This is a genomic window from Mastigocladopsis repens PCC 10914 (assembly GCF_000315565.1).
GTDB lineage: Bacteria > Cyanobacteriota > Cyanobacteriia > Cyanobacteriales > Nostocaceae > Mastigocladopsis > Mastigocladopsis repens.
The window spans coordinates 4,912,331-4,928,411 of sequence record NZ_JH992901.1; the positions used below are offsets into that span (position 1 = coordinate 4,912,331).

11 protein-coding genes and 1 pseudogene are annotated in these 16,081 nt (G+C 42.8%); 6 read left to right on the forward strand and 6 right to left on the reverse strand.

Annotation, left to right across the window (positions count from 1 at the left end):
* Positions 1-31 precede the first annotated feature (31 nt).
* Together MAS10914_RS36465 and MAS10914_RS0123855 are read right to left on the reverse strand one after the other, a co-directional pair.
* Positions 32-328, reverse strand: a pseudogene (locus tag MAS10914_RS36465) (hypothetical protein); the annotation flags it as partial.
* 121 nt (positions 329-449) lie between these two features.
* Positions 450-1,964, reverse strand: coding sequence for a DUF1565 domain-containing protein (locus tag MAS10914_RS0123855; protein ID WP_017318461.1), 1,515 nt, complete (start codon positions 1,962-1,964; stop codon positions 450-452).
* Positions 1,965-2,339: 375 nt separating this feature from the next.
* Here MAS10914_RS0123855 and MAS10914_RS0123860 point away from each other — a divergent pair, with 375 nt between their 5' ends.
* From MAS10914_RS0123860 to MAS10914_RS0123890, 6 genes are all read left to right on the forward strand, one after another.
* On the forward strand, positions 2,340-3,353 hold the full coding sequence (locus MAS10914_RS0123860; RefSeq protein WP_017318462.1) for an ABC transporter ATP-binding protein: 1,014 nt from the start codon (positions 2,340-2,342) through the stop codon (positions 3,351-3,353).
* Entirely contained in the window at positions 3,354-4,166 is an 813-nt protein-coding gene (locus MAS10914_RS0123865) for an ABC transporter permease (RefSeq protein WP_017318463.1), read from the forward strand.
* Positions 4,167-4,292: 126 nt separating this feature from the next.
* Entirely contained in the window at positions 4,293-6,053 is a 1,761-nt protein-coding gene (locus MAS10914_RS0123870) for a GldG family protein (protein ID WP_026082773.1), read from the forward strand.
* 63 nt (positions 6,054-6,116) lie between these two features.
* Entirely contained in the window at positions 6,117-6,746 is a 630-nt protein-coding gene (locus tag MAS10914_RS0123875) for a DUF4340 domain-containing protein (RefSeq protein WP_017318465.1), read from the forward strand.
* A 762-nt stretch (positions 6,747-7,508) separates the two neighbouring features.
* The gene (purU, locus tag MAS10914_RS0123885) at positions 7,509-8,363 is read left to right on the forward strand and encodes a formyltetrahydrofolate deformylase (RefSeq protein ID WP_017318467.1); all 855 of its coding nucleotides are present in this window, start codon (positions 7,509-7,511) and stop codon (positions 8,361-8,363) included.
* Positions 8,364-8,455: 92 nt separating this feature from the next.
* Positions 8,456-10,924, forward strand: coding sequence for a DOMON domain-containing protein (locus MAS10914_RS0123890; protein WP_017318468.1), 2,469 nt, complete (start codon positions 8,456-8,458; stop codon positions 10,922-10,924).
* A 54-nt stretch (positions 10,925-10,978) separates the two neighbouring features.
* On the opposite strand, the gene MAS10914_RS0123895 is transcribed toward MAS10914_RS0123890, so the two are convergent.
* The 4 genes from MAS10914_RS0123895 to MAS10914_RS0123910 all read right to left on the reverse strand — a co-directional run bounded on the left by MAS10914_RS0123895 (position 10,979) and on the right by MAS10914_RS0123910 (position 15,816).
* Entirely contained in the window at positions 10,979-11,404 is a 426-nt protein-coding gene (locus tag MAS10914_RS0123895) for a hypothetical protein (RefSeq protein ID WP_017318469.1), read from the reverse strand.
* A gap of 104 nt (positions 11,405-11,508) precedes the next feature.
* Positions 11,509-12,315: an SDR family NAD(P)-dependent oxidoreductase gene (locus tag MAS10914_RS0123900; RefSeq protein ID WP_017318470.1), complete on the reverse strand. Its 807-nt coding sequence runs from the start codon at positions 12,313-12,315 to the stop codon at positions 11,509-11,511.
* Between the two features lie 141 nt (positions 12,316-12,456).
* Positions 12,457-13,509, reverse strand: a complete 1,053-nt coding sequence (ccsB, locus tag MAS10914_RS0123905) for a c-type cytochrome biogenesis protein CcsB (protein WP_017318471.1) — start codon at positions 13,507-13,509, stop codon at positions 12,457-12,459.
* A gap of 309 nt (positions 13,510-13,818) precedes the next feature.
* Positions 13,819-15,816: a hypothetical protein gene (locus MAS10914_RS0123910; RefSeq protein ID WP_026082774.1), complete on the reverse strand. Its 1,998-nt coding sequence runs from the start codon at positions 15,814-15,816 to the stop codon at positions 13,819-13,821.
* Between the last annotated feature and the right edge of the window lie 265 nt (positions 15,817-16,081).

Below are 16,081 nucleotides of genomic sequence, written 5' to 3' on the forward strand. Positions count from 1 at the left end.
CCCCAGTTCCCCACATCTGTGTGTCCTCATGCAGTGAGGTTAAACTTTGGGGAAACTTACTGCAAATAAGGCGTTCAAATTCCATATTGAAATGAAAAATCGCCTGTCCTCGCCGCTGCCAACATATTAATATTTGTTGCACCGAAATAGCTTTGTAGCGACCTTGATAGAGCGCCTCAATCACTGCCAAGTGTAGCCAGTTTCCTGGGTATTGTTTTTGCCAAAGGTCAACTAGCTCACTGGCACTGTAACCACTGAGGTCGAAACTATAGTGAATTAATAGAGCTATTGCCAAGTCGGCAGAGGTGTCCAAGGCTGGTATAAACATCTGACTCTCAGCTTCAGCCAATACGCATAAATCTTGCTCCCATCTCATACACCCTATCGTGTTTTTAGCTACAGTTTTTTTGTTAAGTGCTTCCAAGTATATAGGCGAAGTGCTTTTCATTTTACTTTTCAAATGAAGAAGCGGAAACGATATAGGGCGAATTAATACTAGGAGTTCGCCTAATCGCTACTAACGCCTGATAAACCATAGCAGCCACTTCTCCCCGTGTCGCCTCTCGATTTGGCTGGAGTAGCTTGGGGTCGGGATAATTCACGACAATTTTGTTTTGGGTGGCAGTAGCGACCGCAGTGCGAGCATGGTTAGGGATCGTATTACGGTCACTGTAGCCGAGTAAGGGATTGTTATTAGCAGCTTTTAGGGCAAGTCCATTCACTAACGAGACGATGACCTGTAATCGGAGTACATTTTGCTCGCTTCGGAAAGTGCGATCGCTAAATCCGCCAACAAAGCCACCTTGGGCTGCAATTTGTATGGCACTATAAGCCCAAAAATCCTTGGGTACGTCTGTAAAAACAGGTACGGCGCGTTTGGAAATGGGCTTGAAGCAAGCAGCAACTAAAGCCGCATATTCGGCGCGAGTGATGGAGGCTTCTGGTTGAAAAGTCCCATCAGCAAAGCCGTTCATCAAATTCCGTTGATACAACGCTTCCACAAAAGCCGCTGCCCAATGCCCAGCCATATCGGAAAAACTCGTGCTAACTAATACGGGTCTGGGAGTATTCTCTGTTGCAGTGATTAACTCTACTAGCCCCTTGACCTGAGTAGGGTTCAACTGGTTGCCTACGGAAATCAATTGAACTGAGGTGTTATTTTGGATATCAAACTGCCCGTTATGGCGAAAAATGTTACCCGCTTGGTTTTGAGTGCTGCCTAAGTCGGGAGTGGCGTTACCATTAACCAATAGTCCTCGTTGAATATTGTTTTCGATGAGATTATTCTGCACCACAGGCCGGGCATCTCGTGAAAGAGCGATCGCATTTCGGTTTTCTGATAGAGTGTTATTTGCAACCAACGGGGCAGCAAAGTCACTTATGGCTATTCCCAAAGCATTTTTTTGCAAAATATTCCGCAACACTTCCCCTTTGCTATTGCCTGCCATGACCAACCCAGCGATACCGTTTTGCACAAACACGTTGTCCTGAATGAGTGGTTTGGCAGTACCGCTGACAAACACTCCTTCGCGACCGCATTTGATAAATGTGTTGTTAGCTAAAGTTGGTACTGTGGATTCAATCCAGACGCCAGTGCCTTTTTCCAGAGGATTTATAACAGTGACACCCAACAGTTGAGCATTAGTAAGTAATAGGAGTGTCATATTTTGCACACCAAAACTTTCGCTCTTATACTGCCCACTCCCGGAAATCACAATGCCTTGACCTTTGGTTGCTTCGTGACCCACCACGCTTACACCCGGTGGAATCACCAGTGGAAAAACCTCACCACTAGCAGTGCTGTAAACTCCAGGTGCGAGCAGAATCATCTTGGGTGTTGTGATGTCCTTTAAGGCACGGGAGATAGTTTTATATGGGTTCAATCGTGTCCCAGCATTGGCATCATTGCCAATTGCAGGGTTGACATAAACAGTGAGTGTGGCCACGACGGTAGAGTTGACCATTAGTTGTTAATAGACAAATTTTAAATAATCACAATCTTAGATATAGATAACTCTACAACTGTGTTTACACAAGAATATTCCTGCGCCAAAAAATTATGTTGATCACTGCTGAGTCCTGAGGAGATACTCTCACGGCAAATTTTCGGTGTTCCTTTGCAGTGAGCACTCATAACTCAACACTCAAAACTGTTTTGGGGGATTGAACAAGGCGATCTGCACGAATCAATTTCCATAGCTTGAAACATTTTCCTGAAACAGCGAGTACTTAGGGGAAAATAAACAATGGCACACTCAATACTTAGTACTCAAGACTCAGGATTGTTTTAGTGATTTATTATGGTTTGATACCTTATCATTTGCAATCGGCTAAAGCGGATGATTTCAGTTGAGCATCTGAGTAAAATATACGGCTCTACCTTAGCAATTACTGATGTCACATTCAATGTAGAACCCGGAGAGATTTTGGGGTTTTTAGGACCGAATGGCGCTGGCAAAACGACAACCATGCGGATTTTAGCTGGATACCTACCAGCAACCAGTGGTACAGCCCGGATAGCTGGCTTCGATGTCCATGAAAATTCTCTCCTAGTGCGCCAACGCATTGGTTATTTACCAGAGACACCGCCGTTATATCCAGAAATGACGGTGGAGGGATTTTTGTATTTTGTGGCGCGGATCAAGGGAGTAAGCGCAGGCGATCGCACGAGGAAAGTAACAGCAGCTATGGAACGCTGCAATTTACAAGACAAACGCCACGTCCTGATTCGCAAACTTTCCAAAGGATATCGTCAGAGAGTTGGCATTGCCCAAGCTATTGTTCACGATCCACCAGCCATCATTTTGGACGAACCCACAGTAGGACTTGACCCCCGGCAAATCATCGAGGTACGAAATTTAATTAAAAGCCTTGCTGGAAGCCACACAATTATTCTTTCTACCCACATTTTGCCAGAGGTGAGCATGACCTGTAGCCGCGTGGCAATCATCAATCGTGGCAAATTAGTAGCAACGGATACCCCAGACAATCTCATGCTCCAGTTGACAAAAGGTTCTGGGTATGAAATAGAGATTGAGGGAGAACCTGCTCTAGCCAAACAAGTAGTGCAAAATGTACCAGGGGTAAGTTTGGTTGAATCAATTCCTACAGTGGGAATGCATAGTCATAGCCCCTTAAGGGAAAACCGAGCTTACCTGCGGGTGATATCACAACTGGGAACTGAACCGGGAGGAGATATTGCAGCAGCGTTGATAGGTACAGGATTTGGTTTACACGAAATGCGGCGTGTTAGCGCTACTCTGGAAGATGTATTTTTGCAACTGACAACAGAAGAAAAAAATTTGGAGACTGAGACACAAACAGCAGAAGCCAAGGAAGGAGAAGCCGCCTAGATGGGTGTTGTACTGGGTAATATTATTGCCATTTATCGCCGAGAGTTACAGAGCTATTTTGTCTCACCTCTGGCATATGCAATTGCTGGCGTTTTTTGGTTTCTATCTGGGTTATTCTTCGTGCTCATTTTGATGGGACCAGAGGGCATTCTGCAAACAGTAGCTGCATTAGATTTACAAGGACAACAATTTGGAGTGCCAGTCCCACCAATAGATGTTCCTTACGAATTTGTCAGGGCATTCTTAGATCGGATGGGGTGGCTGTTGTTGTTTGTGCTGCCAATTCTCTCTATGGGACTTTATGCCGAAGAACGCAAACGCGGCACTTTGGAACTTTTAGCCACATCACCAGTCACAAACTGGGCAGTCGCTGTAGGTAAATTATTAGGAGTGTTAACCTTTTTCACAACAATGGTGATGCCTATGCTGGCATTAGAAGCCATTGCTTTGAGTGCGTCCAACCCACCCATACCGCCAGCCATTCCCTTGCTGGGGCATTTGGCATTAATCTTACTAGCAGCAGCAATTTTGTCTTTGGGAATGTTCATTTCCTCTTTAACAGACAGTACAATGCTGTCTGCCGTCCTCACATTTGCATTAATTTTATTACTGTTGTTTGTTGATTTAATTGCTAAAAATATTGGTGGTTCTCTAGGAGAAGCTCTAGGCTATCTATCGTTGCTGAAACATTACAACACCTTAGTACAAGGGATTTTCGATACCAGCAGCGTAATTTTATTTGCCAGTTACATCATTTTAGGCATCTTTCTTACTGCTCAATCAATTGATGCACTCCGCTTTCAACGTTCATAGTCATGAGTCATGAGTCAACGTTAGTAGGGAGTAGGTAGTAGGTAGTGGTTAGTGGTTAGTAACAACCAACAACTACCAACTAACAAATGACAAATGACAAATGACACAGGACAAATGACTAAAAAAATGAAGACTATTGCTAAAAGGAATCCCTGGAAATTTTTGTTTTGGTTCGGTCCGTTTCTAGTAGCTGCGGGCTTAACGTCTGGGTTAGTATCAAATAATTGGGGGCTAATCCCGTTAACATTGATCATTTTGGGAACGGTCATCATTGGATTGTGGCTAGTATGGCAAAACCAACAGAATCACTGGTGGGGACAACGTTCCACCCAAGCTGGTACTAATGCCTTGGTTGCAACTTTGGCAGTTTTGGCAATTTTAGGATTCATTAACTTCTTGGGGACTCGCTACCATACACGAGTTGACTTAACAGAAACTAAGTTGTTTACTCTTGCTCCCCAGTCACGGGAACTAGTGCGTTCCTTGCAAGTACCCACAAAGGTATGGGTGTTTGATGTCAATCAAGACCCCGTAGACCGGGACTTGCTGGAAAATTATCGTCGGCAAAGTTCAAAGTTTAATTTTGAGTACGTAGATCCGCAGGGTAGACCAGGATTGGCACGCAAGTTTGGTGTCAAAGACTATGGAGAAGTCTATTTGGAATCTGGGGATAGACGGCAGCTGGTTCAAGTGGTAGGTCGCACCGAACGCCTATCGGAAGTGAGGTTAACGAATCGTCTACAACAAATCATCAGCTTAAGTACCGCTAAAGTTTACTTCCTTCAAGGTCACGGCGAACACCAACTTTCAGGGGGAGAGGGTGCAATATCGCAAGCGGTTCAAGCATTAAATGACAAAAATTACACGACCTCTGCTTTAAATCTGGCAGAAAAGTCTAGTGTTCCCCAAGATGCGGCTGTTGTGATAGTTGCAGGTCCAAAGCGATCGCTGTTTGAAAGCGAAATCAAAGCTTTGCGGGACTACCTGAATCGAGGTGGTAACTTACTGCTGATGATTGATCCGAATACCGACCCCAAACTAGAGAGTTTATTGGCTGAGTGGGGTGTAAAGTTAGAGAATCGTCTGGCGGTTGATGTCTCTGGGAACGTTGGACTTGGTCCTGCGGCACCTTTAGTGACTCAATACGGCAAACACCCGATCACTAAAGATTTTGGCAATGGCATCTCTTTTTATCCGTTAGCACGACCAATTGACACAACCCCAGTAACTGGGATTGAGGCGACTCCCTTGTTGCTCACCAAACCATATCCTAATAGCTGGGCAGAAAGTGACCAGGAAAGTGAAAACTTGCAGTTTAATCCCCAAAGCGATCGCAAAGGTCCTTTAACCTTGGGTGTAGCATTAACAAGAAAACCATCAGCTCAATCTGAAACCAAATCTAACCCCACCCCCACACCCACAGCAGCAACCACTCAAACCCCAGCTAGCCCAACTCCTAACGCCAAGCCTACTGCGACACCCACAGCACCCAAAACTGAGAGCAAAGCTAGCCCAACTCCTACCGCCAAGCCTACTGCGACACCTACAACAGCGGGAACCACTGAAACTAAGGCTAGCCCCACCCCCACAGCTTCTCCTACTCCCTCCACTCCTTCGGCTGAGTCACGGATGATCGTATTAGGAAACTCAGATTTCGCTATCAATGGCTTGTTTGATAAGCAGCTGAATGGAGATGTGTTCCTTAACTCAGTCACTTGGTTGAGTCAGCAGGATCGGCAACCCCTTTCGATTAGTCCTAAGGAAGCCAAAGACCGTCGCATCAACCTATCAGCAGCACAAGCCAATCTTTTAGAGTTGTCGTCTCTGCTGATTTTACCCCTGATAGGGTTGGTGGCGGCGGCTATTCTTTGGTGGTTACGACGATAGAAAAATTATGAATTATGAAAATTTTATCATTCATAATTCATAAATCCTCTTTCTTACTCATTTATGAAGCTACAAAAGACGACTTTAATTTTGATACTGCTGGCGCTGAGTTTAGGTAGTTTTGTTTACTTTTATGAAATTAAAGGTGTACCTCAGCGAGAGGAAATAAAGGAGAAGAAGCAGCAAATTTTCTCCTTTAAGGAGGATGATGTACAAACTTTGACGGTAAAAACTAAAAATCAGACTTTAAATGTGGAACGTAGTGGTAAGTCTGATGAACCCAAATGGTTAATAAAATCTCCTGAAGTTACCCCAGCAAGTAACGCCGTTGTGGGTTATTTGATGAATTTGCTCGTGAAGGGAAAGAGCGATCGCATAATATCAACCTCAGCTAACCAGCTTGCAGAATTCGGTTTAGAGCAGCCTCAAGCAACTATCAATGTAAAACTCAAAAATCAGAAAACACATCAGTTGATTTTGGGTAAGCCTGACTTTAATCGGCGTTTCATGTATGCTCAAGCTGACCCTCCTGCAAAATTTGATGGGAAGATTGATGTGCTGTTGGTATCTACGGATTTTGAAAATGCGGTGAATCGAGAACTCTTAGAGTGGAAACAACTCCAACCCATAGATGATAATGTGAAAAAAGCTACGCCCAATCCTGCTCAACCTACTCCAGCAAACAGCAAATAGCAGCTTTATTTTGATTTAACCTGATGGCACAAGCACTTTGTCACTTGATATCACTCTTCATGACTACTGCCAGTTTTAGGTATGTTTATGAGTAAATCTATGATGTCCTTGTGCTTCTTATGGAACTTTAGTAATTCCCAGTAAGCAAAAGGGACGACTATTGGCCATAAAATAGTAGCTATGACCAAAATTACAATAGAAATTAAGCGCTGATCTGAATCGATATCTTCATCTGCTAGAAAAAATCCTAGCCATTCATTGAAGAAACAGTAAGCCATTACCAAGTAAACTATAGTTGATAAATGAATAAAAAGTATTTGCGCCATGAGAATAATTTTGTTGTAAATAATACTCAGTGCCAAGGTAAACTAACCTCATAGAATGTGGCAAGAATCTATCAATTCTAGGGTTTATGTATTTAAAATATCCGTGATTATTATCAGATAACTGTGTCTTATATTATACTTAGTGATTTTTGTTAACCTTTAGCTTAAAGAACTATTTAACTATATTCTATATAAAATAAATTGTCGTGTATTTTTACTACCTTTTATCAAGTTAACTCTTAGCTACAGGTGCTGACCCTTTGCGATGAGCAAGGGAGAATAATTATAAAATTCATTACAATACAATTATAGTGAATAGCTAACTGTTGTATAGATACTTTACCTACCCACACTTATAGACCTATGGGATTATGGAAGTAGGCTGCCAGACAAAACTTTCCATACAACAAAGTATCATTAGTCTTTCAATGTGTCCATGACAAGTCCAACAGCAACATTGCTCATTTCCTGCCCTGATCAAAAAGGATTGGTGGCGAAAATTGCCAATTTCATCTATGCTAATGGGGGCAATATTATTCATGCAGATCAGCATACAGATTTTGCTGCAGGGTTATTTCTCACCCGCATTGAATGGCAGTTAGATGATTTTAACTTACCCCGTGAGTTAATTGCACCAGCATTTAATGCCATTGCTCAACCATTGCAAGCCAAATGGGAATTGCACTTTTGTGATACTATCCGCCGCATTGCCATTTGGGTTAGTCGTCAAGACCATTGTCTATTTGATTTGATTTGGCGACAACGTGCAAAAGAATTTACTGCTGAGATTCCTTTGATTATCAGCAATCATCCTGATTTAAAAGTCGTAGCAGAGCAGTTTGGTATTGACTATTGCCATATTCCCATCACTAAGGAAAACAAACAGGAACAGGAAATCAAGCAACTGGAATTACTACAGCAGTACAAAATAGATTTAGTTGTCTTGGCAAAATATATGCAAATTCTTAGTGGAGAATTTATCGCAAAATTTCCACAGGTCATTAATATTCATCATTCATTTTTACCTGCCTTTGTTGGTGCAAATCCTTATCAAAAAGCTTTTGAACGTGGTGTTAAAATTATCGGTGCGACCTCTCATTATGTAACTGATAATTTAGATGCAGGACCAATCATTGAGCAAGATGTGGTTCGAGTCAGTCACCGTGATGCAGTTGAGGATTTGATAAGAAAAGGTAAGGATTTGGAGCGAGTTGTCTTGGCAAGGGCAGTGCGTTTGCATTTGCAGAATCGCGTATTGGTGTATGGGAATAGAACAGTAGTGTTTGAGTAAATTATGCCCACAGATCTGTGAGCATCTGTTGCTTATCTGTGGTTTTCTATTAAAAAAATTGACTTTTGCCAAAGTTATAATATTTTCATTGTATGAAAAAACAACAAATTTTCAATTTAAAATTATGCTTTAGGTACTTGCGAACAAGTTTCCTGGTGGGATTGTTGTGCTTATTATTAAGTCTAAAAAGTTATGCACAATTACCTCCAAAATACACTGGATTAGCTCCTAATTCTCCCTTTGGTTTAGACTTTGGTTATACTGATCCAAAAACCATAGGTCCAATAGCTAAAGATTTGGGAGTTAAATGGATTCGCGGTATAAAAGTGGATTTTGGGACTTGGAATGGTGATCCTAAAATTCTTAGAGACAGGATAAACACCTTAAAAAGCTATGGCATATCTTCATTACAAACTCCTTTTTATCCGAGAGATTGGAAAGAGGGTGATAAATTAGGACCTCCAAAAAATATAGATGCATATGTACAAAAATTTTATGACTGGGTAGCGGCTACCCATGATTTAATGCCTTATTATGAGCATTGGAATGAACCCTGGGTTGATGAGTGGGCATGGAACGGTGGTACTGCTGAGGAATACAGAGACATAATTAAACGAATTTGGAACAAGGTAAAAGCTGATTTTCCAAAAGTTAATTTAATTGGTGGAGGTTCTTTAGCCTATAACAGAGATGTCATGTATCCTAAGGGAAATGACATAGGATATGTGGATGGATCTGTAAACCATGCATATGCTTTTCCTGGTTCCCATTCCTTCCATAGTACATTGATGCAATTAACATTAGATAAGAAATTTTCTAAAACCCAAGGTAGAGCAGGAGCGTGGCAAACAGAGTTTGGAACATTTCGTGATATGTTCTCCTCAGATCAGGATATATGGGTCGCTCGTACGATACCCTCCAGCTTCTTGCTACATATGTTAGCAGGTCATTATGCTCAAAGACCCGTAAGAGCTTTTTGGTTTAACTGGAGTGGACATGGAATGCACGATATAAAAAATAATGAGGCTGCGAAGGATGCATATAGAACGATGACTCGGGTCTTGGAAGGAACCAAAATAGTGGATGATGTCTTTCCTAATTCAAAATCAATGTGGGGAATCGTGTTTGAAAACGATTATTCAGCAGATAATCGTGCTAGAGCAGCGGTATTTGTTAATAGTCCATTTTATGGTGATATAGGTAATCCATGGAATCCAAATGGAGGTAGTCAGGCTAAAGGTAAGGTTCCCTCTGATGAGTATTCTGGGACTATGTCTATCAATGGTTCAAACATACAAGTCTACGATTACAGAGGAAATAAGATAAACAATTTGAGTAACATTCCTTTGACTCCAGTAGAAGTCGTATATATAGTAGCTGATATGCCTGCTTCAAAATTAAAGCAGATATTGCAGAAGGCTGATTTTAAATTAAAAACAGAAATAAAAGTAACAGCATTATCTTTATCAGGACCTGTTATAAAAGGCAGAACAATCGACATAAAACTAGAGAATGTCGTCAATAAACCTCGTCGTGGAACGTTATCAATAACTCCTCCCAATGGATGGACGTTATCTACAAATAAAATAGCATTTGAAAATTTAAAACCAGGCGAACAGAGAATTTTCAGCTTTCCAATAAATTCTTTCTCTACAAATAGCGAGAATAATTACAACATTAGCTACTCCTTATCAATAAATGGAAAATCATCACCTCAAACTGGTTCTTGGAAGATACAATCAGCGTATGCCCTAAAGAAAACCATAAATGTAGATGGTAATTTGAATGATTGGTCTGATGTCATTGCCACAAATATGGGTGATGGAGCGTATAAGTTCAAAGTAGCATGGGATTCAAATAACTTATATTTTGCCGGAGAAATTGCTGACGATAATCATGCTCCATTCCCTCCATTTAATCCTAGCTTTGAGTGGTTCAGAGAAAATAGAGTCGATGGCGCTAAAGGTGATGATAATACAGATGGATTATTTATTAATATCGATTGCACAAAAAATAATCCTGATGACTTGCTCAAAGGGCACTTGCTTTATGAAAAGGCTTTGGCTGCAGATGTAGATTATGAATTTTTTGCTACCTATAGCACCGGAAATAAAAGTGAGTTGTGGAGATATCGTGCTCCTGGTACAAATCATCAGGGATATTATCCAACCAATGCAACTCTTAATCCGGCTCTTATGAAGATGAATGCTAGTCCATCAGGTGGAGCAGAAGGTCAGATACAATTTGCTCGTTCTGGTAACAAAACAATTTATGAGGGAGCAATTTCTTTAAATGCAATTCCTGAATTAAAGTCAGAATTAACCAGGTTGGAACCAGGAGATTATTATTTCCCTAACCTCGCATGGCGCGTAAATGGAGGAAATCAAGGGAAAAAATTCTGGACTATAGAGTCAGGGCAATGGGAAGAAGGGGGCTATGGCTTTATACCACAATGGTTATCAGGAGGTTTAGCAAACGGAGGACGAGTGATCAGTCGTTGGGCTTTTGTTAATGGAGATGGAAATACATTGCCAGATGGATCGATGGTGTTGAAAAAATAGGGATGATTGGTTTGGCAAAGAAGAACTCATCTATCCTCAAAAAGTCTCATAACTTTAAAACACGTTAACTCGACCATCGTCACGAATGTAGACACTACGATGACCTGGAGTTTGCCAATTAGGACGGAGTTCCACCCGCAACGTTGCAAAGTTTGGTTGAGAGACAATTGCCTTTAAAGATAACCCTGCTTCATTCCAAAACACAAGAGACACGTTTGGTTCTGTACCATCTCCTTGCTTTAACTGTAATTTTTGTCCGGGTTGCAGGGAAAGTGAACCAGTATCATACGGTTTCTCGAATTTAACTAAGTTAGGTGTGCTATTGACTACTTCCACTCTGATGAGTTGACCAGGTTTAAACTCGATTGGGTGTGAACCACACTTGGAGGCACAGGTGCCAGCGAGTGTGGTGCTTGGGTATTCAGTTGCTGTCAGGATAAGGGCTGTTGCTATGAAGGCTACAGATATAAACTTAGACATAGAATCAGGATTTACACAGTTTGGTGCTAGATGCGTAGATTTTAGTACCCAAGCCTAACACCATAAATGGCGTTTTGAGACCCCTTGTGTGTAAATCCTATTACCTAATCTTTGCTTTCCTGCATATTTCTGACTAACTTTGTCACCAGCTTTCTGGGTGTAAATCTTACGGATTGGGCTAATATGTTATTTTTAACACCAGGAATGACAACAGTTTTGCCCTCCAATAAGCCGCTATAGCCAATCTTGGCTACGGTTTCTGCATCCATAATCTTTTGACCGCTCACTAACTTTGAGTCTTCCATCGCGGCTCTTTGTTGAAAACCAGATTCTGTTGGTCCTGGACAAAGAGCAGTCACGGTGACACCTGTATCCTCTAATTCATTGGCGATCGCTTCCGAAAATGATAAGACATAGGCTTTTGTGGCGTAATAAACTGCCATCAGAGGTCCAGGTTGGAATGCAGCAGTCGAGGCAATGTTTAATATTCTGCCAAAGCCTTGCTTGACCATGTCTTTGAGGAATAACTTAGTTAAATGGGTGAGGCACACCATATTGACCTGCATCATTTGCAGTTCAGGTTTTAGGTCAATTTCATGAAAAAATCCATAGGTAGCAAAGCCAGCATTGTTCACCAGCACATCAACCTTGATGCCTTCTTGTTGCAGCTGTTGAAAAATTTCATCTGGAGCGGTTGCTATAGATAAATCCTTGGCTATCACCTTGACTGTGATACGAAATTTTTGTTTGAAGTCATCTGCAATTTGAGCGAGCTTTTGTCCGGTTCTAGCGACTAAAACCAGATTGTAACCATCACGGGCAAATAATTTAGCCAATTCGTAGCCAATTCCACCAGATGCACCAGTAATAAGGGCGGTTTGTTGTCGATTACCCTGGTATGTTGCGGTCATAACTTTCCTCCTAAGATAAGTCATGAGTTATTTGTGGTTTGTGACTCATGACTAGTGAATAACTACATAAAAACAGCCAAGAATTTTGCAAAAAAACTCAACAAATTCGGTAGATGGGCAAGTTTTACGAGCGTTGTCAGATCAGAAAAACCAACCATAAGAATGTAGCCCTTTACCCAAGATATTCACTCCTAGATAACAAATCCACACCACGACAAAGCCTGTAGCAGCTAAAATTGCCGGACGACGCCCTTGCCAACCACGAGTAATGCGGGCATGGAGATAAGCAGCGAAGACTAGCCAGGTGATTAAAGCCCAAGTTTCTTTGGGGTCCCAGCTCCAGTAAGAACCCCAGGCTTCGTTCGCCCATACTGCACCAGCAATAATTCCAATCGTCAGCAAGGGAAAACCCAGCCCAATGACGCGGTAGCTGATATTGTCGAGAGTCTCGGCGAGGGTAAGGCGCTGTGGCGACAGGGGTTGAGGATTTTGGCTTTGGGTTTTGGGTTTTGGGATTGGGGCAGTGAGTACTGCGGTGGCAGCTGCGGTATCACCGTTGCTACCGCTTGCAAAACTAGGTGTGGTGTCGGTGGTGTTTTCCACAGCAGCTACTTGTGCTTGAGAAACTGGCTGACCGGCTTTGTGCAAGCGGTAGCCACCAGTGCCAAAAGAATTACCGTGTAGTTGTATATTTTCACCGTGAGTGACGATTAAAAAGGCGATCGCCAGCAGCGAACCCACTATCAAAGCCGCATAACTGAGCATCATCACGCTGACGTGCATCATCAACCAATTGGATTTGAGGGCTGGCACTAAGGGTTCTGCTCTCTGCATTGATTGGGGCAAAGTTAATGCCGCAAATGCAGTAATGCCCATTGCCACAGGTGCTGTTACTACTCCCACAAGATGGCTACCACTCCTGTTTTCGGCAATCAGATGGATCGTTGTGATGCCCCAAGCCAAGAAAAACAGCGATTCATAAAGATTGCTTAAAGGGAAGTAGCCTGCTTCTAGCCATCGCGCCCCTAGTAAAGTTGCAATACACAGGTTAGCGATCGCCATCCCTGCTGTTCCCAAAGTTGATAAATAAGGTATGCCCTTAAATACTGCCCCTACCCAGTAAAGCAGCATAGTGATAAATAGGACGCAAAAAGTCCCATTATCCAACCAGTTTTGTAGTACTATCAGCTCCATTTCATCTTGTCCTTATTTTGACAAAATCAGCTTTTAAGAGTATAATTACACTCTGATTTTAAAAAACTGCAGAAAATTTGTATTGCGGGGACATTCAATTCCACTACTCTTGCTTGGTAGTTGGGTTCACGATAGTTCAAAAGAGTTGTTATTCTCGTTCCCTAGTACTCTGGCAAGATTGAACTGATGGGTTTGTAGTTGCGCTGTCCAGGCGCTTGGCGCAACTACGAAGGAATTATGCCCATCCCTTTAGACTTGATAACCTATTAGGAACGAGTTTTTGGATGCTCTGCAAAAAGACAAGTTGTCTTAGAAAGTCTTCACAAACTCAATCAGCGCTCTCTTATCTTCATCTGGCAGTTCTGAGCCAAAAGTATGACCCTTGTCCTCAATGAAGTCGGGAGACTTGTTTGCTCTTAAAAGCACCCGTCCAAGCTTGCCCTTGAGTCCACCTTCAGGCTTCAAGTCCTTAAACAGGTTTACGAGATTGAGATCTGTGACTGCCTCTCTTGGATTGATGTTTGCCAACAAGTTAACAGGCATTCCTTTAGGAACGGGAATCTGAATGATTCCCCGCTGAGAAAGCGCCAACGTGCTTTCCTGAGTTGTCCTGCTGATAATTCCCTCACGTTTTTCAGGCCACAGCAGTTTTTCCATCGCATCGTTGTAGGCATCTACACGCCCTTCAACTGATGGATCTTCGTTGTATTTTCCTAAAGAGTTGTTATGGAGAATCGGTGCTGTTGCCCACACACTTATCAGCGAAGGTGTGCGGTAATATCCCACACCGCCAGAACGCACCTCAAATTCGATGGGTTTGCTTTTGTCCAAGGGATTCTCCAGCGTCAGTGTGCCTGGTGACGGCAGTTCCTTGTACGTCTTAGACGAGAACTCCTCCCAGATATGTCCTTTGGTTGCATTTGTTCCCAAAGCACGACTGGCATTGGTGCCAATGAGTGTGACTGGATAGCGCTTGTCATCAGACAAGAAGTTGTGATCGAGGAAATCACTACTGAGGACAGATTCCACGTACCACTGCTTCGCCTTTTCAGGGTCAGCTGCGATTTCCGCAGGAGGCTGTTTGCTGGAATGACACGTTGCACAACTCTGGGCAAAAACAATCTTACCGCGTTTGAGAACCTCCTCGTCCTTGGTCAGGAACACCTCACCTCCAGGCGCATTCGCTAAATGCATCGGCTCGATAGTTTTCAGGAATGCTTCCATATCTGCCATGCGTGCTTCTGTGTTGTTCCAGTCTTGGCACTCCTTTTTAGCCTTTTCGATGTCAAAGGGTCGTTGCGGTTTTCTGCCAAACACTGCATCGTGGAGACTCAACCAGTAATCGCCGCACATGCCGATGTTGACGTAGACGCGCAGTGAGGCATTTGCCACACCTATAGAGTCCGCGCCATCCTTGAGGATATGATTAACCTCCTGGGTCGAACCATCGTTCATCACCTCTGGGTATTTGGGGCGATCGCCTAAATTAAAAATGGGGTTAACCACATTTGGGTTGTTGATGTGATCGGTGGCGATGCGAGAAGTGTCGGAGGTACCCGGCTTCTGTGTGTTCAGCACTTGCCATCTAAAATCATCTGGCTTGAGTCTGGCATCAAATAATGCGTTTTCCTTGATGTACTGGTTACCCAGCGCTGGCACTAGGTTTTCCCATTTCGGGTGTGCCGGATCTTTGGGTGGTTTGAGGGGGTTAAACGCTACGTGACAGATAGCACAGGACTGGCCAATTCGGTAGGGAGGCTCGATTTGTGCGTCTTGTTGATACTGTTCCGGGTTCCATTGGACAGGGTCGAAGTTCGGGTTCTTGAACTTACGCAACCCGATGATGCCAGTTGACTCCGGGTCTTTGCACTTATCCAACAACAAACCGTACTCATCTGGTTCTGTTGCCTTTTCACATCCAGGATCGTTGACTGCGCCAAACTCCTCGAACCGCTTGTCGCGATCTACAATCTTCCCGTCAAGCAAACTCAGTAAATCTACTTCTCCTTCTGTCCTTTTTGCTACATCTCGATAGTACTTATCGTTACCGCCAGTCCATAAGTACCAAGTGCAACGACCCCGATTCTCTGCCTCCGTCAAATTTGGGTCGGGTGGCAGATATCCAATACCGTCACAGTTATTTGTATACTCAGTCCCTGGTGTTTCATTGTATTCGCTGGCAACAGGTATAGACTCACTATACGTGCTTGCCACCGCTGTAGGTGTTCCATAAAAGCCGCCGACTATGCACATAATCACGGCAAGGAGCATCAGACAGCACGTACAAATTAGACGTGTCTTGTTCATAAAATTCTTTGGTCGCAATAGCGAAACCTTTTTATGTGCGTCTCACTTTTACAGTGAGTCATCAATACTTCAACACCAATTCACCGCTTTCCAGAATTGTCTTATGATATTTTTGGCAATTTAAAACGCACACCCATCATCTACGACATTACTACAAAAGATGGGAGATTAAGATTAATTTTCTTAGATTTTTATTTCAAATTTTTTATTTCAAAATTTGTAAATATTTAGGGGCAATCCAGAGAAAAAATTGCTATGTTTATTT